Origin of the sequence: Stratiformator vulcanicus, from assembly GCF_007744515.1 — a bacterium.
Taxonomy (GTDB): domain Bacteria; phylum Planctomycetota; class Planctomycetia; order Planctomycetales; family Planctomycetaceae; genus Stratiformator; species Stratiformator vulcanicus.
Genome location: NZ_CP036268.1, coordinates 2,854,125 through 2,877,728, shown reverse-complemented (window position 1 = coordinate 2,877,728; position 23,604 = coordinate 2,854,125). Strand labels below are relative to the sequence as shown.

The window sequence follows — 23,604 nt, the reverse complement described above, 5'->3', positions numbered from 1 at the left end:
TGCGATATGCGGTGGGGGTGGGCTGTCTTGTTTTGGTATTTTCGCACTCAGAGAACGTTCTATTTTGCGGACGGGCACGGCAGAAGAAAGCCGTCGGCTCGATCGTTGTGCGAATTAGAAGGCTCCGCTGCTTTGTAGAATAGGCAACAGCAGCGCCGCCACGACGAACAGCACGATGCCCGCCATGACGGTCAGCAACAATGGTTCGAGCATTCGTACGAAGATGTCGAGTTGGCGATTTGTATTACGTTCCGTCGTTTCGGCGATCCCGACCAACACTTCTTCAAGGTTGTTCGCCTCTTCGCCGACGGCAATCATTTCAATGACTTCGTCCGGAAACTCACCCGATGAGCCGAGCGGGCCCGCGAGCGACTTGCCGGCGGAGACGCTTTCCGAAGCATCGCCGATCGCTTTTGTCAGCACCCGGTTGCCGGTGGCGTCCTTCGCGATCTGCAGCGAACGCAGGATCGGCACGCCGTTGTTAAGCAATGTTCCCAGAATGCGGCAGAACCGGGAGATTGCAAGGCTTTTTACGATGGGACCAATGCCGTAGGCCCGCAGTTTGAAACCGTCGATCCGCTCCAGTTGGCGAGGGTCTCTCATCGCTCGGAGGCCGAAGTAGATCGCGATTCCGATCCCAATGACAATCAGTGGCCAGTAACTGTTCACGGTATCGCTGAACGCCATCAGGATTTGCGTGGGTATAGGAAGCTCACCCTTTGCACTCATGCGTTCGAAGATCGGTGCGAACTTCGGCACGAAGAAGACGAGCATCCCGATCACCACCGCCGTCAACATGCCGATCAGAAACAGCGGATAAATTAAGGCCCCCTGCACGCGACTTTTTAAGGATTGCTGGTGTTCGGTAAACGCGGCGATTCGTTTAAGAACGTCTTCGAGAAAGCTGCCTTCCTCGCCGGCGCGAACCATGCTGACCCCGAGGTCGCCGAAGACATTGGAATGCTGCCGCATCGCGTCGGAAAGTTTCGTGCCGTCGGCGACTTCTGCGTGGATTTCTTTAAGCACTTTTCCGAGTGCGGCGTTGGTTGACTTTCGCTGCAGTAATTCGAGGGACCTCAGCAGCGGCACGCCTGCTTTTAAGAGGTCGGCGAGTTGGGCGTAAAACGTCGCGAGATGGCTCGGCCGGACTCTCGACTTCAACTGCGGAAATAGCGACTGCTTTTCCGCCGCCGGTTCGACCTTAAGTGGGAACAGCGTGCGCCCGGCAAGCAGGCTGAGTGCTTCCTGTTTGCTTCCGGCGGCGATCACGCCGGAGACGCGTGAGCCGGTGCGTTCTCTTGCGATATAGGAAAAGTCAGGCATCGCCGCGTGTGACTCTCATGACTTCGTCGATGCTGGTGATTCCGTCGGCGACTTTATAAAACCCCGACTGTCGCAAGGTCGTCATACCCTGTCGGAGACAGTATTCGCGAATCTGTCCGGCGTCGGCCCGTTCGATACAGAGCCGCCGGACGACTGCATCAGTCTTAAGCAGTTCATGGATTCCCGTCCGGCCCCGGTAGCCGGTGTTGCTGCATTCTCGGCAACCGGCCGCGCGATAAAGCACTTCGGGCCGAGGTTCGGGGAACTCGGGCGGAATGTCGTCCTCTTTCGGCACATATGGCTGCTTGCAGTGCTTGCACAATGTTCGGAGCAGCCGTTGAGCGAGGATGCCTTCAACCGTGCTGGCCACGAGATAGGGTTCGACACCCATGTCGATGAGCCGTGTAAAAGATCCCGGTGCATCATTTGTGTGGAGCGTGCTGAAGACGAGGTGTCCGGTCAGCGACGCTTGGATCGCGCTCTGGGCGGTCTCGCTGTCTCGGACTTCGCCAATCAGCACGACATCCGGGTCGTGTCGGAGAATGCTCCGCAGTCCCGCGGCGAACGTCAGGCCGATCCGGCTGTGAACCTGAATCTGGCTGATGCCCTGCGTGTGATATTCGACCGGATCTTCGACCGTGATAATTTTCGTCTCGGGTGTTTTAATCGCATTGAGCGCCGAGTAAAGCGTCGTCGTCTTACCGCTACCGGTCGGGCCGGTCACGAGCACAATTCCGTGCGGCATCGTGATCAGTTCGCGAAATGTCTTGTAATCCTTTTCCTGCATCCCGGCCGACTCGAGGTCGAACTTCATCCGCTGTTTATCGAGCAGGCGCAGCACGATGCCTTCGCCGTGAATCATGGGGATAATCGAAACACGGACGTCGATTTCTCGACCCGACACGCGGAGTTGAATCCGTCCGTCCTGCGGCAGTCGCTTCTCCGCAATATTAAGATGCGCCATGATCTTCAGGCGGGTCACGATCGCGGCGAAGAAATGATTAATTTCCGCCGGCACCGACTGGACTCGGAGGAGGCCGTCGACACGAAATCGAACCGTCAATCCGCGTTCGGCCGGTTCGATATGCACGTCGCTTGCCCCTAAATTGAGCGCTTCGACGAGCAGTTCGTTGACGAGCCGAATGACGGAAGCGGATTGTGCCTGCTCGGCGAGTTCCCCGGACTCGGCCGAAAGCTCCTCAAGGAGTTCGACACCGTCGTCACCTCGGGCACGGATCAGTTCATTGATCGTGTCGCCGCCGACGCCGAGGTGCTCTTTAATCTGCCGCAAAATCTGCTCGCGTGGAGCCAGTACCGCACGCAGTTTAAGGCCAGTCAGCGTGGCCAATTCCTGCAACGCTTCGACATCGAACGGATCGCTGACGGCGACGTACACTTTGCCCGCTTTTTCTTCGAGCGGCAGCAGAACGTGCTTGTAGAGCGGCGATGTCGGGAACTTCGCGAGCAACTCGGGTGAGACGTCCAACTGCGTGAGGTCGACGTATCTCATGCCGAGCTCGTCGGCCAGTTGTTCCAACACGTCTTCTTCAGCGGCGTACCCCAACTCGACGACGGCCCTATCGAGCCGCGCGGCAGAACCGTTACCGAGCGCGACAGCGGAGGTGCGCTGGTCGGCGGTGATCAACCCGCGTTGAACAAGTAGGTCGCCGATATCCATTAAGATACTGCTGTAGAATCGCGAAGACGCTAAACCGTTCGAAGGGAGAATTTAAAAGGGCCGCAATCGGGGAGATCGATTTTCCTAACGGCGACCGCGTTGCCCCCGATTTCCGCGATCACCGCCGCCACTTCCCCGTTGATTGCCGCCACGGTTTTGGGCCTCTGCACCCGCAGGCCGCCCGCCGCCGCCCTGCGTCTGGCGGAAGCGCTCCAGCATTTGCTGCCGGATTGCGTCACGAGCCTGCGCGGCGGCCGCATCGTCGCCCGACCGCGCTGATGACGAGCTGCTCGGTGACGCTGAGCGACCTGATTGCGGCGTCCCGGTCGTGCTGACGCGGACCTTCGGGATCACCGAGCCGAGTGCCTGTTGAATCAGCAGCGAGTTCTCTTTGTTGACCGACATGACCCGGACGGTCCGATTTGCCGCGCGGGCCGAATCATCGAGTGTTTCGACCAAGCGACTGATCTCGTTGAAGGTCGCTTCGTTTGCTGAGACGACGATCTGGCTCGTCTGCGTATCGACGCCGATTGAGACGCGGACTTCCGTGGGCCGCGAAGCCGCCTGCATTCCGCCCAGCATTGCTTCGAACGGATTCGAACCGTTGCCGCCACGCTGCCCGCGCCCGCGATTCGCGTCTCTGCCGCGGTCATTGTCACCCATCTGATCCGCATACACGTCTTTTAAGATCGCAGCGACTTCGCTGACATCGGCGTACGCGACCGGAATCGTCCGCGGGACCCGGTCCCTCAGCGATTCGGGGAGTTCGGCCGAGTCGAGCAGTTTCAGGACCTCTTCCATGCGGTCGACCGTTTGCTTTGGGCCGCGAACGAAGAGTGCGTTCAATCGTGTTTCCGGAATGATCTCGACTGTCGGGTCCGAACCGAGCGGCGATAGTCCATCCGCTGATGACGATGACCCGAGCAGCAGTCCGCCGCCAATCGTCGCATCGGGAAAGAGCTGTTGCAGCATCGACGCGGAGGTCGTCGCGTCGGCGGTCCGCAGATAAAAAACGGTCCACTGCGTCTGTGGCTTGGAAGTGAGCATCAGCGACTGAACGAGTTGCTCTAACTGATCGAGGATATCTTCGTCCTCGGAAAGCAGCATCAATTGGCCACCTCGCACGGTGACGGTGACCTCCGGCGGCGCCGATGCTTGCGACCTGCGGTCGGCTTCATCGTTGCCGGTTGAATTGGGCGACGAGGTCATGGGCCGCGTCGATTCGCCGCCGCTTTGCGATTTCGGGGCCGCGCCGTCGTCAGGGCTCTCGCCGAAGATTTCGCGGGCCCAGTCTTCGAAGTCGGCGTCACCATCGCTCGCATCCGGCTCATCGGTCTCGTTTGCGGTCGACTGAAGCAACGTCGCGGAGCGAATCGTCGGTCCGCGATCGGATCCGATATCAGTCGCTTCGAGGCGGCTTGAGGGACGTCGACTTTCCCCTTCATCCGACGGGACGACAACGCGGATGTTGGCCCGGCCCGACGCGTTCCACAGCCGTTCGATCAACGGCAACAGGTCGGACGGATCACGCCCGCCCAGTGGAATCATGCGGATCGGACCTTTGCCGGAAACCAACGACTGCTGACCGGCCTGCCCGTTCTCGCCCAATTGAGTAAGAAGCGACCGGACCTGAGTGATCTGATCGGGAGTGCCACGGACCATGATCCGTCGGCCGAAGTTATCGGCTTCGATCTTTGGGGCTCGATCCTCATCACCGGCGAACAGCGAGCGAAGTACTAAAGCGGTTGAAGCCGGATCAGCCGTCGAGAGCGGCATCACCGCGACCGACTGGCCGCCGCCGAGTCCGTCGAGTTGCCGGATTAACTGCTCGGCCTCTTTCTGGTCGGCTGGCGAGGCGAAGATGTGCAACAGGTCATTGCGAGCGTCTTCGTTGACGACGACACCGGGCATTAGCGCATTGAGCGTCTTCGACACCTCGAAAGCATCTGCTTCCTCAAGTTCATAGACTCGCAGAAACGGTTTGTTGTCTTTGACCTCGTCCACGAAGTCGCTGCCCTCACCGCCGACATCGACCGTTTGAAGCACCTGCTCGATCATCGTCAGTTTCGCAATCGTAGCCGAGACCAGCAGCGTGTTGGTGCGCGAGTCGGACGCGATCTGAATCGTCGGATCGCTCGCCTGAGCCTGGCCGGACTGATCACGGCGTCCGTCATCCTCGCGACGCCGATCCCAAGACGATCTGCGTCGGTCGCGATCTCGCTCCCCCGAGGCCGCTGCACTCACGTTTGGAACACCGCTTCCGATACCGAACAGGTTGCGAATCGTTCGCTCCGCCTCCGATACCGGGATATTTCGAACTTTAAAGCTGCGAAATGCCATATCGGTCGGCCCTTCTCGCAGCGTCGCCTTTTCCAGTAGATCGCGGATGCGACGCAGATTGGCTCCGATGTCAGTGACCGCGATCGCATTCGATGCGCTCAGCGACGCGACTGTTCCTTGAGGACCAAGTAGAGCTTGCGCTTCCTCCGCCGCTTTCTCGGCGTCGATGCCCGAGAGGGGAATCACCACGCTCAATAACTCGTTCTTACCTCGGTTGTCGAGTTCTTCGAGAGAGACATCGGGCACAAGATTCGGAGCAATGCCTTCACTCACGTCGACTGATACGAGGAAGTTATCCCGGCGGACGAGAATGAATCCCTTGGGCAGCAGATAGCCATTGATGACGTCGATCGCCTCGGTCGGGGTGTAGCTGTTCGGGTCGTAGTAGCTGAACGTGCCTTGCGGGACTTCGTTCAGATCGAGCGTTAGCCCCCCGACTTCCGCGAACAGCCGCAACACGTCGGGCCACGGGGCGTAGCGAAAGTTGAATGAGATCTTCCCGGTTTCTTCAGTTGCTTGCCCGGTCGTCCCGGCGTCGGACCCGAATGAAGCTGTGACTTCGGCGCCGTCGGGCACTTGCGTTTCCGGGGTATTGACAACAACCGGCGTCTCATCTCCTGTCGGTAGATCGTCGGCGGAGTCGTCTTGCTGTGCGTTGTCCTCTCCACGCGAAGCGGAACGACTTTCAGGTTTGTTCTCGACGTCTTGGCGACTTCCCGGCGGGCCGCGTCGTTCAGAGTCGTTGTCTTCATCTCTTCCGCCGCGTCGAGTGCGATTGCGGTCGCCTCCGCCGCGATTCTGCACCATCTTCTGAGCGGCTTCCGAAGGCTCACCCATCTTTTGTTTCCATTGGGACTTCTGATCGTCGGTCAGCACTTCCTGAATCTTGCCGTCGAAATCATCGCGGATCCTCTGCGACTCCTCGGGGTCGGCATCGCGTCCCAACGCGCGGAGTGCCTCGGACCGCTGATCGTTCAGTTCCGAGACCTTTGACCGTTGGTCTTCGCTCAGCCCGAGTTCTTGCTGTAATTCTTCCTGCGCGATCGCTCGCGATCCCTGCGCCTGCAGCGCGATCTGCTTCAAACGAGAAAACTGCCCGCCGGAAATCACACGCTGGGCGTCAACTTCGATCTCCTTGATCCGCTCCTGCATTTGGGAGCGAATCTCTTCGCGAATGCGGTTTCGCTCTTCATCAGTCTCGGCCGATCGCATCCGGCGGAAATTCTCGAACATGTTCCCGCTTTGGGAAAACGTTCGCGAGACGATGTCCATCAGCTCGGATCGCTGCTCCTCGGTGATGCCGAGTTCCTGCTGGACATCCTCATCGCGCAAGTACATCAGTGGCGTTTGCGGTCGACCGAATCCGCCACCGCGCTGCGCTTGAGCGCTGACGGGGAGAATCGTCAGCACGCCCAAAAAGCATGCGGACACGATCCAGCGGAGCGAATTTCGATGGGCAGCCACGAAAGTCAACCTGTTCGAAGTGAAGAGCTGTTCGAAGTGAAGAGAAACGCAACCTTCAGAAATGGCAAAGCTCACAGTGATATTGCTGTACTTAAACCACTACCGCAATGAAACTTGCGGAAGAGCTTTTCCGGTAGAGCGCACAGTGGGTCGTAACTGGAACACCACTTTGCTCCTGAAGTCTCGAAAATTTTCGACCATATCGGCAAAGCCGATGCAGTTTTGCTCTTCGATTCCTCATAAACGAATTGGTGATCGACGAATCGCAACGAATCGGTCAGATTATCTTAGAGACGCACATGCTCTCCGGGTCGAACAGAATTAGTATCATGAGCCATTTCAATAGACTTACCGTTGGCCTCGTCTTTCTGCTTTGTGCCAGCGTCGCTTGCGGCCAGTCGTCGAGCCTGTTCGGCTCCAGCGGCCCGATCGGACAGCGAAACGCCGCCCTGTCGGGGACTGGTACTGCGGGAGGCGCCGGGGCCTTCGGGACCGGATCGGCTGTCGGGCAGACAGGCACTGGAGGCGCGGCTGCTGCACCGACCGTTGGAAATGTCACCGGATTCTCCGGTGGCTTTGTCGGCCGAAGTGACAATGTCGGTCGGTTCGTCGGCGAGCAACAGGCGGGCACTCAGCAGGTCGGTCGAGCCGGCGGCAGCGGCGGACGCGATCTCTCCGCCCTCGGCAATCGTGGGAATCAGCGAGGGGCGGGTGTCGATCGCAACTCCGGGCCGGCTTCCGGAGCAAATCGCTCGATCCCGCTACCGCGCCCGGTTCAACGGATCGGCTTCGACTACCCAAAGCGGACTCAAGCCGACGTGATTGCCAGTGCCGATGTCACGATCCGCCGATTTGAAGACAGCCTCGGAGAAGCCGCTTCCATTGAAATCGCGGCTGAAGCGGAAGGTCGAATTGTCCTCCGTGGCACGGTGTCGTCAGAACGGGAGCGACTCTTGGCGGAAACGCTGCTCCGGATGGAGCCCGGTGTTGGTCGCGTGGTCAATGAATTGAGGGTCGACCCGTAGAGTTCTGCTTAGCGCGCGATGGTAATCGAGTTCCCGCGGCGCTTCCTCCAGACTTCGTTGCTTACCTGACGCGAACCCACTACGCGTCTTACGTTGTCGCGCGGTAACGGCAGTCGCCGACCGGGCTTGAAACCGTCGATGAAATGAGAGGCCGCGCGCCATGGACCGTCCGTTGCCTTCGACGTTGCCGAGAGACACTTCATGGCTCAGAAATTGATCATTGCCGTTGCTCTATGCAGCGCGATTGCCGCGGTGGAAGGCATTGCGATGGCAGGCGTTCCTTGGTTGCGACAAGAACCTTTCTCTCCCGGGACCGAGAAATTTACCGGTGATCCTGCTATCAAGCCGAAGGCGGAGCGTTATCAGTCGGGCAATCAAATGCACGGCCTGATTCGAAACTATCACCATCGTGACATGGTGTTTCAAGCAGGGCTTCACAACGGCTATTTGCACCACTGGCACTTGCCGTTTAAGCCGAAGGATAAGTGCCCGCCGTACGAACCCCGATTTTCCGGCACGAGTTACGTCTTCGAACGCTGGGCACCGACTCAGTCGTACTACCTCCCTCATCAATTAGGGGGGCAGCAACAGTCGTACGGCGTCGCGCCAAGCCCTTACGGCTTCGATGAGGGTGACCCACTGCTTCCATAGAGCTGTCGCGGATATCGCCAGTCCGCCGTCGTGAAACTATTGCAGACGCCCTGTGTCACTCTTAAATGTTACTGATTTCTTGGCCTTCGGGATCTCGCACGCGTGTGTTCGGCATTGGTAACTCGGAGGGAGACTCCGGATACTCGAACAATCGGTGTTCGTTCTCAGCCGTTACCACGATGGCCGGTTCGCTCAATACGCCGGTCTGTTTGACGTATCGCTCGTTGCACCGGTACTCGCAGATACCGCAACCAACACACAGGTCACGATCGACGACGGGGATTTCGACCCGGCTCATCGCGTCCAGTTCGTCGACCGAAAACATGCCGTCGGGAGGCGGAGGGTCGAGTTCAATGCGGATCGTTTCTAAGGTGATCGCATCGTATCCGGCAGCGGCGCATTCGACGTAGCAAAGGTCACACGGCTCACGATTCTCTTCTCGCAAGGGCAGGCATGTATCGGGATTAAGCCAAGCCAGCCCCATGTGGGTCTTGCGTTTAACCAGCAAATCGAGCGGTTGGATCGCCCCGGTCGGGCAGACCTCTGTACAGAAGTTACAGTCTTGATGACATCCGGCGTGAGACGGTACGGCGATCGGAGTCCACATCGCATCGAGACCGAATTCCAATCCTGCCGGATGCAAGACTGGCCCGGGGCAAACCTTAAAACACTCGCCACATCGAATACACAGATTTAAGAAGTCAGGCTCGGGTACGCTCCCCGGAGGTCGAAGCGGACCCTCACCGGGTGGTGCGGTCGCCGCCTTCGCCGACGATACCCGCGCAAAAGCGGCGGCTGCCCCGGCGACGACTGTTGCTGCCACGAAACCGCGACGCGACATGGGTCGCTCGACATTCGGAGGATCGTTTTCCACCTTTAATTCGTCATCATTAAATCGTGTGACGAACTTAATCGAATGCACCGGGCAAACGCCCCCGCAGGTTTGGCAATAGGTGCAGTCGGCCGTGCGGGTCGTGAAATCCTCTTTGATCGCATCAAACGGGCAGATTTCGACACACTTATTACATTTCACGCAGCTCGATTCGACCTTCCGCTCGCCGACACGAAATGTATTGAAGACCGACAAAAGCGCCCCGCTCGGGCAGACGTACCGGCACCAGAATCGCTTGCCCATTAAGCTCAGCAGGAACACCCCGCAGAACATGGCGATCGAAATATAGAACGTGACTTCGACTGCTCGGAGGTGACTGCTGTCTTTTAAGACTGCAATCTGCGCGCGACCTCCGGTGAATAAGAGTCCTCGGGTGAGTACGGGAATCGCCGAGAAGAAGCCTGCCGTCATCACACCGAACAGCGCTGAAACTAATACGCCTGTCAGGATGTAATACTTGGTATGCACCCACCAACCACGCGGTTCGACGTGCAGCTTCGGCACTCGCTTGCCGACGGCCCAGTCAAAGAAATCGATGAGAGTGCCCAGCGGGCAGAACCAGCCGCAGAATGCGCGGGGAATCAGAATGCAAAAAGTCAGAATGCCGAGGGTCCACGCGAAGGTCGCCCAATTAAAGACCTTGCCGGCCAATGCGGTTGAAACGCCGACCAGCGGGTCAATCAGCAAGAATAACTCTGCCGGGTTCAACTCTTTACTGTCGAATAGTCCCGCCGAAAATTCGGAGGAAGAGGAATAAGGCCAGCAGACGTAAAAGAACGCATAGAGAAACAGTGCGAGGCAAACGACCTGCACCACTCGACGTAACGGTGACGTGAGCCACGTCGGGCCGATCCGATTGAGCGTGCGGTGGGCAACACCGATCCAGCCCTTCCGCTTGCTCTTTTTCAGATACGGGAAGAAGACGTCAACGGCGGATTTAGCCATTAAAGCCCTGCCTTTTTAAGGGCGCGATATACCCCAGTCCGGATCGCGTCGCATGTGACCGTTGCGCCGCTGACCGCATCGACCTGAAGGCTTTGCTTATCAATAATTCGCTGCGGCAGGATTTTCGTTGCGTTCTGCTCGATCTTTTCTTTGTGCTTGATGGCGATATCAGCAATGCGTCCACCGGAGATTTTGACCGTGAGGTGTACGTCACCACTATAACCGATTGCCGATTCACGATAGGTTCCGTCCCGCAAAGAAGCGTTGCTCAACGCCCGAGTCGCGAGCAATTCCAGTTTCGACTGCACCTTCAGTGACCGTTTCTTGAGTTCGTGTCGACCATAAGGTGGCTTGGCAATCGGGAAGATTCGGGCCGAGGCGGAATAAGACTGGCGAGCTTCGTCATACTTTCCCCAAGCGGCGTAAAGGTCGCCAAAGTGATCATATAGAGTAGCCTGTCGCATCTCTCGCCACGGTTTTCCGGGGAGATTGTTCATTGCAAAATCGAGGTGTGCCTTGGCTTTATCAAATTCACCTTGTTGATGCAGCAGCGAGGCCACCATCATGTGCGAGTGGATGGGAGTCGGGTTTCTCTTAGTCGAGAGGTAGTCTTCGTAGGCTTGAATCGCCCACACGTTCTCATTCCCCATTTGAAGGTAATGCGGGAATTCGCCGGCGACTCCTTTCTCCTGCGGGGTCTTATTGAAATAGATCCACGAGAGCTTGATCGCTTCTCTCTTTGCCCGAAGAGTTTCGACGCCCAGCAATCGGCGAACCTCCAGCCGGGCTTCTTTCCACGGCTTCGAGGTATTGTAGTTTGTCGACACAGAAGCAAGCCAGGGGGGAGGCACCTGCAGGTTCGCGAGTTTCTCGTCAAGTGATCTGCCGCTTGTGCGTGGGGAAGACGGCGTATTCGGCACGGATGCCGTTTGGATGCGTGGCTCGTTGATGCTCCCGCTCTTCTCCCGCACCGGGGGAGTGTCACGTTGCGTCAAAGCCGTGTTTTCCGAAGGGCTTGTCTCGTCGCCCCGACCTGAATCGATGCGGATCATCTCAAGCTCTGCGGCCGGCGGGGTCGCTACTATGGACTCCTCGGCTTCGTCTGACTGACCGCAACCAGCGAGGCACAGCAATACTCCGCCACAGATCAACAGGGCCAACCGCCTCATATAGGCGGAAGTAAACAACTTCCCCCGGCGATTTTTCGATGCCAGATCGCCCGGACGGAATTTAGTTTTCAACAGGAGACTGGTTGTCAAAGAGAAATCTCCAAGGGCCGGCATGAAATTCACTCGTTCGAATAAGGTCGGGATTATCAAGCGGCTTTGTGCAAAGGCTTAAAGGCCTGCACGTTTGAGAGCCTCAAAAACTCCGGTCTTAATCGCATCCGATGTGACCGTCGCTCCTGTCACGCCATCGACCTGCAACTTCTGTTGTTTCATAATGCGATCGGGCACGATTTTGGTCGATCCCTGTTCGATTTTTTCCTTGTGCTTTAGGCTAATGTCCGAGATTTGTCCGCCAGCAACTTTCACGGTGACATTAATATCGCCGCTGTACCCCAACGTGCGATGGCGGTAGGTGCCGTCGCGCAGGCTGGCTGACGATAGAGCCGATGAGGCAAGCATTCGCAGTTTGGATTGCACTTTCTCAGAGCGTCGCTTCAGTAAGTGTTTTCCATAGGGAATTTTGTTGGCCAGAGGGTAGAGTCGGGCGGCCTCTGCGTAATGTTGTTGGGCCAGCCGGTCTTTGCCCCATGCCGCATAGAGGTCTCCCAAGGCCTGCTGGACATCGGCTTGACGATAGGTCAGCCAAGGGCCGCTGGGGATCCGGCGCATCGTCATTCCTAAGAGCCGTTCGGCTTTTTGATAATCGCCAAATGACGTGTAGAGCGATGCCAATTGAATCTCGGCGTGAATCGGTGGCTGTGGCAGGTTCTGTTTGAGCAGCCATTCATGGGCGTGGACGGCCCAAAGGTGCTCGCCGCCTAAGTGGACGTATTCCGGATACTCAACCCCTGCTCCAGCGGCCTTTTTTTTATAGTAAATCCAATTGATTTTTAATGCTTGTTCGACTGACTGACGATCGTCATTAGCCAGCAGTCTACGGATTTCAAGCCGGGCTTCCTTCCACGGGCGGGACGTGTCGTAGTTCGGCCTTACGGAATTGATCCATGCGGGAGGAAGCTGAAATTCCGCAAGCTGCTCATCGAGACTTTTGTCGCTGCCGTGATTCTGCCCGCCTGTCGCGGGCGGAGTGTTGTCCAGCGCAGCGACCGTATCGCCAGCAGGGTCTGATGTCGGAGGATTCGAGTTTGCCGGAAGGGCAGACGAAATCGGGGGCGACGGCAATTGCGTCGTTACGGGCGGTGTCGGATTCGTTCGATTCGAAGGTAACGCTGAACTCGTCGGCGGTGCCGGGTTCGTGATCGTCGCTGCCACCGTCCCGCTCGGACGATTCACGTCTTGCCGGTAAGGATTCGGAGCAGGGCTCGCATTGCTGGGGGGCGTTGATCCTTCATCCAGGTCGATGACATCAGTCTGAGCGGTGACCGGGTCTGCGACGGCGACTGGCTCTGGGTCAATCGGCCGACTGCAACTGGCAAGACCGAAAAGGGCCGCTCCACACGTCAGCAAGATGGCCCGAAAAGAGAGGGTGGACCCGAAAGAAGCGTTCATACTTTAGTTCCCGTGGCGATTGGCTGGGGATGATTCAGTACGTCCCGCACCACGGCGTCTGGTCAGCCGAATCGTCAAACGCCGCACCGGACGATTTCCGATAGCGCATTCGATAGTGACGCCATGGTGGCACCACCTAAGATAATCGAACGTCGATGCGACATTCCATGATGCCGACACGCTTGATCTGCTGTTCAAGCGAATTGAGACAGCAAGTCAGCTCTCAGGACGACGACCTGAGATTCAACCTCAATCGCTTAAGTTCGTTAGTCGCGTTTTGCTGACGAAAGCGCAGACCGACCGCATGATGACGTCGGAAAGCATCTGACGCAGTAGTTATCTCGCCGAAACCGACTAGAGCGATTCGAGATAAGTCACTAACCCGGCGAACTGCTCAGGCGTGATCGTGTCGACCAGCTTTTCGGGCATTTGCGATTTTTCGGACTCGAACAGGTCGTCGATCTCGTCTTCGGGGATCGTGACCAGCGTACCGTCCGCTTTACGGACCTTCGCATCGCCCGATTCTTTGCCCTCGACCAGAATCCCGAGGTGCTGCACTCCATCGATCGTGAGAACCGTGTAGGCCTCGTAACCTTTCGAGATTTTCTTCGACGGATACAGGATCGATTCTGCGATTTCGCGACGGGACATCCGCTTGGCGATGCCGCCGAGCGCCGGTCCGACCGGGGGCATGTTGCCGATCTGGCGGTGGCAACCGACGCACGTCTTTGTCACGAACAACGCTTCACCGACGGCAGCGCTGCCTTTGGATGAGGCGACGATGCTGAGCACTTCCTCTTCGGGAGTGTTTCGCACCATGTCTTCTTCGTCGACCGTGCCGCCTCCGGAGGCCGTGGAGATCGCTTCGGCTTCTTTCGCCGCATCCAGTGCCTGAATTTCGTCTTGGTTGGCCGAGAAGTCGACCATGACCGCGCCCAAAAAGATGGCGAGGAACACGATCGAAAACACGAACATCAACCCGTTCAGTGGCTTGTCGTACCGCAAGTGCATGAAGAAGGCGGCGACAAGAAACGCTTTGAACGACGCGATTGCCAGCGAAACGTAGATTTCCCAAGGCCCGAGCGTGACCTGCGTTCCCAGATAAACCGTCAGAAAGGTCAGCGCGACTAAGATCGCGAACGTGCCGAACAGGATCGGCGTCGGCATCACGTGGGCGATCGGGTTATGCTCCCCGTGGCTATCGGCGTGGTCCATAAAGCTGTCCGCGTGCTTGTACTGCGATCGTTATCTCAATGAACCGCATCCGTCGCTCGGTCCACGAGAAGTGTAGCCGATCTGGAGTCGTGCGCCCCCGCACGCGGCCCGAGAGATGTGCGTTCTTTTGACGCAGCGATGTCATACATCCCGAATTCGTGTCCCCTGCGATCCATGTTCGGATCAATTCGAGTTGAAGGTTTTGCCTCAGGGGCCGCACAACAGTTCGGCGTTGCTCAACGATCGCATTCACGTATCAACGCGCCCTTGTAAAAGCCCGGAACTCGGGAGACGATCGGTTCAAGTAACCGACAAACGGCTTCCAGTTCGCGACGACGAATCGGCTTTGAGATCGCCAACGTCGCGACTGACTTTTTTCAGATGGAAGAGGCAACTCGATGAACCGACGTACGTTTCTGGAAGTGGGCGCTCTGTCGTCGGCTCTATTTGTCAGCGGTGCTTCGGCACGGGCGGGACGACTCGCCAACGACGAAATCGCGATCGCCTGTCTCGGCACGGGCGGGCGTTGCCGCTGGCTCATGGAGCGGCTCGCCAAGATCGAAGGCACGCGATTGGTCGCCGTCTGCGATGTCTATAACGAGGCCCTCGCTCAAGGAGCGAAGTTGGCCGATGCGAAAGCGCTGCAGGAGTCCGACTATCAAAAGTTATTAGACCGATCAGACGTTGATGCCGTCCTGATCGGATCCCCCGATCATTGGCATGTGCCGATGACGGTCGATGCCTGCAACGCCGGCAAAGATGTCTATGTCGAGAAGCCGCTCACGCATTCGATCAAAGAAGGTGAGCGGGTTATCGCGGCGCAAAACGACAACAGTCGGATCGTTCAAGTCGGTACGCAACATCGCAGTATGCCGCACCTGAATGAGGCCCGCGACATCGTGCGCTCCGGCGGCATTGGTGAGGTCTATAAGGTTCGCATGACCTGGAACCGCGGCAGTCGCAGGTGGAAGCGATGGGATTATGGCATTCAGTCGTCGGATGTTGATTGGAAAGCGTTTCTCGGCAGCGCGCCCGACCAGCCGTTCGATCAATATAAGATGGAGAACTGGCGGTTCTTCTGGGATTTCGGAGGCGGCATCTTCACCGACCTCATGGTCCACTGGCTTGATACCGCCTACTGGTTCCTCGACATGCAGGATCCCTCCACGGCCGCGTCGATTGGCGATCAATTTGCGTCGAAAGGCCTATGGGAGACACCCGACACCGTGCAGACGCTGCTGCATTATCCTGACGATAAGTTGCAAGCTCATTTTGAAGGGACATTTGTAAATTGGCGCGATCGGGCGATGATCGAATTTATGGGTTCAGAAGCAACTCTCTATTGTGATCGCGGTCGCTATGAGGTCATTCCGGAACACAAGAGCAAGGCCGAGGCCCGCAGCCGGGTCGACGGCGACGGAGCCAAGGGGGCGGACTTTTATAACAAGGTTGATGGTGCTCAATATCACCTGCAGAACTGGGTCGACTGCATGAGAAGCCGCGAGACCCCCAACTGCCCGGCCGAAGCGGGAGTACGCTCAGCAAAGGGGGCACACCTGGCGAATAAGTCGCTGCGGGAGAATGCGATCGCGCGACCCAACTCTTAATTAGCAAAGACCAAGTGCTCTCTATTTGGGTCTTGTTATGAGCGCACAATGCACGCCGTTTTACGGATTTACGGTCGCCGCGGACCGACGATTGAGATTAATTTAATGAATCACCGATTTACATTCCGTCACCAGACAGATTCCACCGGAACGTCTTAAAAGGGCCCGCAGTGGTTCGATCAGACCTTCGGTCTTTTCCGGCTCGCAGGCGCTGAAGACGTAGCAGTTGCTCATCACGCCGGTGAGTTCGTCGCCGGTGCGTTCACCGCGACCTCCTTTGCCGGGGACGTCGGGGATCATCGTCCAGCCGGAGACGCCGGCGTCGTCGAGCAAGCGCGTGACCTCTCTCAAGTGAACTTTATCGACAACGATTTCGAGCTTATGTACCGGCGACATCGCACAGACTCCTCACCACAGCAGTGTGACCAGAGCGTAATACAGCGGAATCCCGATCGACACATTAAACGGAAATGTGACGCCCAGCGACAGCGGCAGGTACAGACCCGGCTTCGCCTTCGGGAGCGCGAACCGCACGGCGGCGGGCACTGCGATGTAGCTGGCACTGCCGCACAAAACGGCCAAAAGCGTCGCATCGCCGGCGGACGCCCCGATCAACCGGGCGATGAGCACTGCTCCGGTTCCATGTACAATCGGTGCGACAATGCCGAACGTCAGCAGAAACGGTCCGCACTTCGCCAGCGCTTTCACCTGGCGAGCCGCCCCAAGCCCCATCTCCAACAGGAACAGGCAAAGCACACCCTTAAATGGTGCCCCTGCGAAGGGTTCTACCGACGGCCAACCTTTGTCGCCGGTGACCAGACCGATCAGCAGGCTGCCGAGCAGAATAACTACTGCCCCATTCAAAAAAGCTTCCTGAAAGAGCCGCCGCCAGAGCTCGCCTTTCGGCCGACCGTTCCCGTCTTCTGACGACAGTCGGGCCAGCAGCACGCCGACCACGATCGAGGGTGACTCCATCAGAGCCATCGCTGCCACCATGTAGCCGCCGAACTCGACCTCGTTACTCCGCAAGAAGTCGACTGCGGTGACGAATGTGACAGCGCTAATCGAGCCGTAAGTTGCTGCGATCGCCCCCGCATCGTTCGGTCCGAGAAATTGTCTGAGAATATAGAACGACCAGATCGGGACGATGATCGCCGACAGTACCGCGACACCGAGAATCGAAAGCATCCCGGCCGTCCAGCCCGACTCGGCCAGTTCGTAACCGCCGTGGATGCCGATCGAGAACAGAAGGTAAAGCGACAACCCGCGCGCGATCGACTGCGGCACGTCCAAGTCTGACCCCAGCCACGTTGCGGCCATTCCGAGCAGAAAAAACAGGACCGGCGCCGCCAGAAGATTCTCGGCGATTAGCGACAACTCCATCAGCCATCATCCCGTTGAAGCACTCTCACGCGGCGCGGCGGCGATTATGAAAATGGTCCCAACGAAAAACCAGTCATAGATTCGGCTTCTTTTTCGCTGGGCAATCGGAACTCGACGTGCGAATGGAGCGCGAGCTCACTGTGGCCGATCGCAATCTCCCCGCAGCCCTGCCATCCGCTGCAGATCGTGGTTGTGTGATTCACGGGACAACGCGAGCTGCGAACGTGAATCGCTTCATTCGAAGGGCGGTTCTATTCACTTCCCGGCTGCCGCGGCTTCCCGTCCAACGCGTTTTCGATGGCTTCGGCGACCTGTCGACCCAGCATCCGAGAGCCTTTTTGAGTGAAGTGCACGTTCACAGGAATTTGAATTTCTGACTGGCGATCCTCGACAAATTTGTAGAGATCGTTCACCGCGACTTCTCCTCGCTCCATGATCCTCTTCGCCGCAGCGTTGTACTTCGCGGGATCATCAACGTCTCGGTGCGGCTTCACTCCTCCCGCAGGCACCGGGGTCGTCGTCGCAAAGATCAAATCGGCATTGCTGTCTTGCAGTTTGGCGACGATCGATTCCAACTGTTTGGCGTACTTGTCGACATCAGCCTGACGCGGGTCGTCGATATTACTCGATGGTTTCCCCGTGTCCGGATCGACTCGCTTCATGTCATGCAGCCCGAAGTTGAAGTGGATCACTTCCCAATTTCCTCCTCCGATTCTGAGCCAACGGTCAATTTGTTCGACGCCGTTCGTCGTGCCGGCACAGTTCTCCGCTTTCTTTTCCGTTCGCATAGGGCGGACCACGATTGCTTTTCCTGCGAGCAATTCCTGAACGACCGGCGTGTAGCCGATCGAAATCGAATCGCCAAGAATCAAGACGCGCGGCAGCTCTTCGTCGGCAAATGCGGCCGATGAAGCCGAGATCGACAGCAGGACGAGAAGACAGTTTCGCATGGAGTTCTCTGGAAAATTGAAGTGCGAGTAGCGCGCTGCACCGAGGATGAGACTGGATGATCGCGCCGAAACTTTTTCTGAGAATACTGTTAGCAAATGTCCGTCGAAGTTTCTCAACGATTATTGCCGCGATAAGAGTTTCACAGGAACTATTGCGTCACCTCCAGCGTCCATACCTTGAATAACACAATTTGGAGAATCAACTGTGAGATTTGCCTGTCTCTGTTTCGCCACGGCCCTGTTTTGCCTCACATCGATCGGTGTCGCCGGCGACGAGATCGCCCTGCCGGACGATCCGAAAGCAACCGTAATCGTACTCGATTTCACCGGCGGCTACGGTCTTCCCCCGAAAGGTCCGCCGATTCAGGACCTCGTCATTCACGCCGACGGCTCCGTCGAGTTCGATGATCGCACGGGAGGCCCTGCTCTCAAGGCGGAAATCGAGAAGAAAGAGTTGCAAGAACTCCTGACGTTCATCGTCAACGAAAAGAAATTCTTTGATATCGACGCGGCGGAGCTAGAAGCGGAAAAGAAGAAGTCGGGCGGACTGGGCCTGTTCGTTTCCGATGCCGCGACCGTCACCGTTGAGGTGACCACCGCCGACGACAAGAATGCGGTCAAACTCTATGCGCCGTCGATGCTCGCACGGCAGTATCCCAAAATCGAAGGTTATCAGAACTTCGACGCCGTCCGCCTTAAGTTGCTCAAAGTTTACAGTCGACTTCGCGCCGAGCATAAAGAGAAGGAATAAGATCGTTTGCTGGCCGGACGGAATCATCGCGGCCAATCAGGATACGGAAACCGCGATGATCCCCCGCGGCACGTTGGACATCCCAACCCAAACGCTGCTCGCAGCACTTGCGCGAAGGCGGTCGCACCGCCTTGGACTGTATCGGGCATGGCCGACAGAATGCCCGACTGTCGCGTTCGCTTCGGTTCGCAGCGGGCTCGACGCAGTGCTACAGGCTTCGTCGTGGCCGACTCAGTCAGAAGTATTGATGAGTGCGGTCAATGTGCCGCACATGTCGCAAATCATCCGCGCCCACGGATACGTTCCGGTCCCGCTCGATGTCGACCGCGAGACGCTCGCTCCCTTGCCGACCGAGTTTGAGAGTCGCATCTCGGAACGGACCCGCGCGATTTTGGTCGCACATTTGCTCGGGTCTCGCATCGACCTCGAGCCGTTTTCCGAGATTGCCCGTCGCCACCGGATCGAACTGTGGGAAGACGTTGCTCAGGGCTTCGCGGGTGATCTGCGGCACTCAAGCGAATTCGCAGATATCAGCTTCTTCAGCTTTGGCACAATTAAGACGCGAACCGCTTTGGGAGGCGGTCTCGTTTCATTTGAGGATTCCGCCCGAAGTGTTGAGACATCGAGCGTTCAAGAACGCTGGCCGATGGCGTCTGAGCGAGATTTTCGGAGAAAGATTCGACGCGCGCTGCTGTTGAAGGCTTTCGAAACGCCTCTGCTATTCACCGCGGCGACGGGAATTGCCGGTCTGCTGGGAATCAATTACGACGCTCTGCTCAGCAAGCTCACGCGTGGTTACCCTGACGCCGAGTTGATAACGAAGCTGCGACATCGGCCGAGTCGAGCACAACTGGACTTGTTGCATCGTCGCGTGAATGAAATCAACACGGACTCGCTGAAGTCGCGGGAGAGAATTGCAGCTCTTTATCTCGAAGCGCTTCCGCCGGATGTGCTTGTCGGAACCAATGTCGAGTTCCCAACGCGATGGGTCTTCCCGATTTGTTCCTCCGATCCGACCGAACTCGTTCGCCGTTTGCGAGTCGTTGGAATCGACGCCACTCAAAAAGCTTCGAGACTTGCCGTGGTCACGGAGCCTGACAGCGGCGATCAAAGCGGGGAAAGTCGGACCGCCGCCTGGCTCTCCCGACTCGTCTTTCTCCCACTGCATCCGGCGGTCCGGGCGCGGCATGTCTCTCGAATTGCACGAATCGTGCGAGAGGTCGAGATGATCGGCGAAGAATTGGAAGCGCCGATCAAATTAAGCTCGGCTTGAAGTCTTGATCGACGTCCCAAAATCGGTCGTGGGTCAGTTCGCAGGGATCAGAAGTTCGGGAGGGTGGCTGTGGACGGCGTTTTTACGACGCCCACAGGGGACTTGTCTCTGGTATGCCTTCGTGAAGCAGTCCGAATTTGAGAGGACGCGTTCCGGGGGCGGCGAAAGCGCCGTCCCCGACCACCCAAGGAAATAGCACAACTCTCTTTCGAAACTGACCCGCGACCGAAGAATCGGTGCCTCGCGTTGCGGTAAGAGATTGATCGTTCGAGACGCGGGCTGACGGTCGATGACGCGCCTATTTATTCGGAACGATGCTCGACGATCACGTTGGTCCGAATTCCCCCGCGCGGCGTAAACGCAGCGATCAGCTTCATGTGCTTCGGGTGGGTCACCGAGACGAGGTCATCGAGAATCCGGTTGGTGACATCCTCGTAGAAGGCGCCCACGTTCCGGAAGCTCTGCAGGTACATCTTCAGTGACTTCAGCTCCACGCAGACATCGGCCGGCGTGTAGGTGATCGTCAGCGTGCCGAAGTCGGGCTGACCGGTCTTCGGGCACAGGCTCGTGAACTCCGGCACGACCGTCTCGATCTGATAATCGCGAGCCGGGTGCGGGTTCTCAAAGGTTTCGAGCAGGGCAATCTGCTCCAGCTTCGACGGGTCCATCAGTGGTCTCCTCGTGAGTGTCGCACGAACTCTATCGGGCGAAGCCGTTGGAGGCCACTTTCTCAGACCGGTTATCTTGCCGCGTCGAAGACTCGAATCAGGTCATCCGTCGTGATGGGGGTCTTGCCGTCTTTGTCGGAGATGCGGCATCGAATTCTTCCGTCGCCGGCGGAAACGCCCTCGACGACCAACGTCACAAACTTCGTTTCAGCCGGATCAAGCGGCCGCCCGAGACGGTAGCTTGTGGCTTTGACCGCCGCGAACTGATCCGCAGCCGGTTTTAAGTCGCCACGGACATCAAGAAGTCGCAGTTGCGGTGACAGGTCGACGGTCAACTCCACATCGTCCGCCGCTCCGGAACCTCGATTCTCAATCGCCACTTCGACCGAGCAGCGTTCGCCGACGGTGATGGGGATTTCCGTGCCGGTAATATTCGGGCTGATCTTCGCGTACCCGGCCACACTGGTCATCGATTGAACCGACGCTTCGCGTCCGCCGACTTCGCTGACCGTCACGTTCGATTTGAAAGAACCGATTTTTTCGGGGGTGAGCCAGACTGTTGTTTCCAAGGTTTGACCCGGAGCGAGCGACGCAAGGTTCCATATGACTTGACGCGATCTTGGATCGAACGTGCCGCCGTCGGAGGCGCGGAGGAATCTCAGTCCCTCCGGCAGAGTCTCGACGAGTGAGACGCTTTGAAGCGAAGCATTACCCGGGTTTTCAACCTGATTGACGTACTTGCCCGGCTGACCGATGACGCGAGCCTCCGGACCAGTCCGCGTTAAGAGCAGTCGGCGATCTTCGATCGTCACAACCGCTTTGCCTTCGACCTGCAGTCCGCCCTGTGCCGAAAGGGCGGCCCGGCTGAGGAACTGTCCGGTACCGACCGTGGCGACTTTCAGCCGCACCGATCGGCGTTCACCGGCTTTGAGCGTGCCGACTTCATATTCGAGATCGCGGCCGTCCTGATGTTTGAATCCTTCGGGAAGAGTTTGCCCGAGGATCACCCCGGTGGCATCGGCTTCGCCCGAGTTCTCCATTTCGAAGTGGAATTCGCAGAACTCGCCGAGATTCACCGTGGCCGGTGCCTCAACAGAGAGTGAGAGCTTTGGCGAGACGATCCGGGTTCGCGCGGCGACTTCGGAAGCGAAACTAACCGTAGCGACGCTGCCGATTCGGCCGGAGGTATTCGGGACGACCCGAACCTTAATCGCTTCCTCGGCCCCGGACTTCAGGGTTCCAAGGTCCCAAACGAGTGTTTTGCCGCGCATTTCCGCCTGCGGGATCGTGCCTGAAAGGGTCGTTCCGCGCGGGACAAGATCTTCGACGCGGACCTGATAGGCGTCCGCCTTACCCGTATTGCGGACCTGAATTTCATAGACGTACGGTTGGCCGATCACAGCGGTCTCGGGAGCCGACTTTTCGATCTTGAGCGTCGGTTGCTGCGGAGTCACGGAAGCGTTTTCGCCGACGGTGCCGACGCCACGCAGTTCGAAATCGGAAGCGGGAAGCAGTCGCGGCCGATCGGTGGGCTCACGCTCATCGAACGCCGGAACGGCTTCTCGCGAATTTGCCGCCGAATCACTCTCTTCGCCAAAGGGATCACGATCGCGACGGCGCGGTTCGAACCCGCGATCGAAGTCTCTGTCGAACTCGTTACCGAATTCGTTCTTGGTGCCGCTATTAAATGGCTGGTCGAGATTGGTCTGTCGCGGTGCCGCCTGAGACGCGTTGTCGCCCGGCGGGATCAAAAAGTCGTCGATCGGTTCGGGCGCAGCCGTGGGAGGCGATTTGGTGTCATATTCCAATTCGAAATTGGTGTGCAGATTGCCCTGCGTCGGTTGTTCGGGTGGCGTGTTGTCCCACTGATTTGGTGCCGGCGATGGGTTCCCATCGAACGCCGGCGTTGGAGCCTGCTCGACAGGATCGAAGGCCGGCCAATTGCTCTCGGACTCGGCGGCAGGTGCGTATTCGTTTGTGGGGATCGGCTCGGGCGAAAATCCGAATGACGTTTCGGTCGCGACAGGCTGCACCGGTGCCGGGTCTTGCGCGACCGGCTCAAATCCATCGAATGGGTCCTCGACAGCCCGGAACTGCGTTTGTTCGATGTTCGACCCGGTCGGTGCGTCGGCCGTGACGTCGAAATCGGAATTCCGCACGAACCGGCGATTTCGCTCCGAAGGTGTCGAAGGTTGTTCGGCGGCCGAAGTTTCGAATGCAGCATCGGCCAACGGCGAAGCCCGAAAATCGAGGCCCCACGTCGACTCCTGCGGCGGAGCATCATTCTGAGCCAACTCCACATCCGGTTCCGCTTGTGCGGCATCGGGCACGGGGTGAATCTCGTCCTCGATCGATGCGAAGGCGGTCGCGTCAGACGGGGTTTCGCCCGGCGAATCGGGATCGCCAACGGCATTCCAATCAACGGTCGTGATCGCCTCAGCAGCCGAAGGGGCAGCCGTCAGGTTTTGCTGGGTGTGCGCCAAGATCAACAAGCCGAGGCTCGTCACGCCGGCCATCGCAATCGTTCGCCAGATCCAGTGGCCCATCGGAGTCCCTTCCGGTGTGGTCGTCGGAATCACACGTTCGGCCGAATCGGGCCGCCCGTTTGGATTTCGAGCGCGATCCTCAAAAGGAATCACGCCGCTGCAATCAGGCTTTAGCAGATTGCGCCACAACCGCAAAGATCATTACGACTTGAGCGACCGACGAGCGGCACCCGTGGGTTGGCCTTGAATCTTCGATCGATGACGCGGGAAGAGGT

17 protein-coding genes are annotated in these 23,604 nt (G+C 58.0%); 5 read left to right on the top strand and 12 right to left on the bottom strand.

The genetic code is table 11. From position 1 onward, the window contains the following. Positions 1-114: 114 nt before the first annotated feature. From Pan189_RS11265 to Pan189_RS11255, 3 genes are all read right to left on the bottom strand, one after another. Positions 115-1,323, bottom strand: a complete 1,209-nt coding sequence (locus Pan189_RS11265) for a type II secretion system F family protein (protein ID WP_145364017.1) — start codon at positions 1,321-1,323, stop codon at positions 115-117. Continuing rightward, positions 1,316-3,001: a GspE/PulE family protein gene (locus Pan189_RS11260; protein WP_310820341.1), complete on the bottom strand. Its 1,686-nt coding sequence runs from the start codon at positions 2,999-3,001 to the stop codon at positions 1,316-1,318. The genes Pan189_RS11265 and Pan189_RS11260 overlap by 8 nt, the downstream gene beginning before the upstream one ends. An 84-nt stretch (positions 3,002-3,085) precedes the next feature. Beyond that, a complete protein-coding gene (locus Pan189_RS11255) occupies positions 3,086-6,805 on the bottom strand; it encodes a secretin N-terminal domain-containing protein (protein ID WP_145364015.1) in 3,720 nt (1,239 codons plus the stop codon). A 329-nt stretch (positions 6,806-7,134) separates the two neighbouring features. Here Pan189_RS11255 and Pan189_RS11250 point away from each other — a divergent pair, with 329 nt between their 5' ends. Both Pan189_RS11250 and Pan189_RS11245 read left to right on the top strand, forming a co-directional pair. Then, the gene (locus tag Pan189_RS11250) at positions 7,135-7,830 is read left to right on the top strand and encodes a BON domain-containing protein (protein ID WP_145364014.1); all 696 of its coding nucleotides are present in this window, start codon (positions 7,135-7,137) and stop codon (positions 7,828-7,830) included. Between the two features lie 201 nt (positions 7,831-8,031). Then, complete coding sequence (locus Pan189_RS11245; protein ID WP_145364013.1) at positions 8,032-8,481, top strand: hypothetical protein; 450 nt, start codon at positions 8,032-8,034, stop codon at positions 8,479-8,481. A 61-nt stretch (positions 8,482-8,542) separates the two neighbouring features. On the opposite strand, the gene Pan189_RS11240 is transcribed toward Pan189_RS11245, so the two are convergent. From Pan189_RS11240 to Pan189_RS11225, 4 genes are all read right to left on the bottom strand, one after another. Beyond that, a complete protein-coding gene (locus tag Pan189_RS11240; protein ID WP_145364012.1) occupies positions 8,543-10,318 on the bottom strand; it encodes a 4Fe-4S binding protein in 1,776 nt (591 codons plus the stop codon). After that, positions 10,318-11,559, bottom strand: a complete 1,242-nt coding sequence (locus tag Pan189_RS11235; RefSeq protein WP_310820340.1) for an FMN-binding protein — start codon at positions 11,557-11,559, stop codon at positions 10,318-10,320. Before Pan189_RS11235 ends, Pan189_RS11240 begins: the two co-directional genes overlap by 1 nt. A gap of 96 nt (positions 11,560-11,655) precedes the next feature. Continuing rightward, complete coding sequence (locus Pan189_RS11230; protein WP_145364010.1) at positions 11,656-12,996, bottom strand: FMN-binding protein; 1,341 nt, start codon at positions 12,994-12,996, stop codon at positions 11,656-11,658. 354 nt (positions 12,997-13,350) lie between these two features. After that, a complete protein-coding gene (locus Pan189_RS11225; protein ID WP_145364009.1) occupies positions 13,351-14,211 on the bottom strand; it encodes a cytochrome C oxidase subunit IV family protein in 861 nt (286 codons plus the stop codon). 398 nt (positions 14,212-14,609) lie between these two features. On the opposite strand from Pan189_RS11225, the gene Pan189_RS11220 reads away from it, so the two are divergent. Continuing rightward, positions 14,610-15,818, top strand: a complete 1,209-nt coding sequence (locus Pan189_RS11220; protein ID WP_145364008.1) for a Gfo/Idh/MocA family protein — start codon at positions 14,610-14,612, stop codon at positions 15,816-15,818. Positions 15,819-15,920: 102 nt separating this feature from the next. Here the strand turns inward: Pan189_RS11220 and Pan189_RS11215 are convergent, their stop codons facing one another. The 3 genes from Pan189_RS11215 to Pan189_RS11205 form a co-directional block, all read right to left on the bottom strand. Beyond that, a complete protein-coding gene (locus tag Pan189_RS11215) occupies positions 15,921-16,214 on the bottom strand; it encodes a P-II family nitrogen regulator (RefSeq protein WP_145364007.1) in 294 nt (97 codons plus the stop codon). 12 nt (positions 16,215-16,226) lie between these two features. Next, the gene (locus Pan189_RS11210) at positions 16,227-17,201 is read right to left on the bottom strand and encodes a sodium-dependent bicarbonate transport family permease (protein ID WP_145364006.1); all 975 of its coding nucleotides are present in this window, start codon (positions 17,199-17,201) and stop codon (positions 16,227-16,229) included. Positions 17,202-17,452: 251 nt separating this feature from the next. Next, a complete protein-coding gene (locus Pan189_RS11205; RefSeq protein WP_145364005.1) occupies positions 17,453-18,151 on the bottom strand; it encodes an SGNH/GDSL hydrolase family protein in 699 nt (232 codons plus the stop codon). Between the two features lie 205 nt (positions 18,152-18,356). Between Pan189_RS11205 and Pan189_RS21375 the strand changes: the two genes are divergently transcribed. Together Pan189_RS21375 and Pan189_RS11200 are read left to right on the top strand one after the other, a co-directional pair. Next, complete coding sequence (locus tag Pan189_RS21375) at positions 18,357-18,902, top strand: hypothetical protein (RefSeq protein WP_310820339.1); 546 nt, start codon at positions 18,357-18,359, stop codon at positions 18,900-18,902. A 55-nt stretch (positions 18,903-18,957) separates the two neighbouring features. After that, on the top strand, positions 18,958-20,175 hold the full coding sequence (locus Pan189_RS11200; protein ID WP_310820338.1) for a DegT/DnrJ/EryC1/StrS family aminotransferase: 1,218 nt from the start codon (positions 18,958-18,960) through the stop codon (positions 20,173-20,175). Between the two features lie 302 nt (positions 20,176-20,477). Here the strand turns inward: Pan189_RS11200 and queF are convergent, their stop codons facing one another. After that, positions 20,478-20,843, bottom strand: coding sequence for a preQ(1) synthase (gene queF / locus Pan189_RS11195; protein WP_145364003.1), 366 nt, complete (start codon positions 20,841-20,843; stop codon positions 20,478-20,480). A gap of 71 nt (positions 20,844-20,914) precedes the next feature. Beyond that, the gene (locus tag Pan189_RS11190) at positions 20,915-23,389 is read right to left on the bottom strand and encodes a DUF11 domain-containing protein (RefSeq protein ID WP_145364002.1); all 2,475 of its coding nucleotides are present in this window, start codon (positions 23,387-23,389) and stop codon (positions 20,915-20,917) included. Between the last annotated feature and the right edge of the window lie 215 nt (positions 23,390-23,604).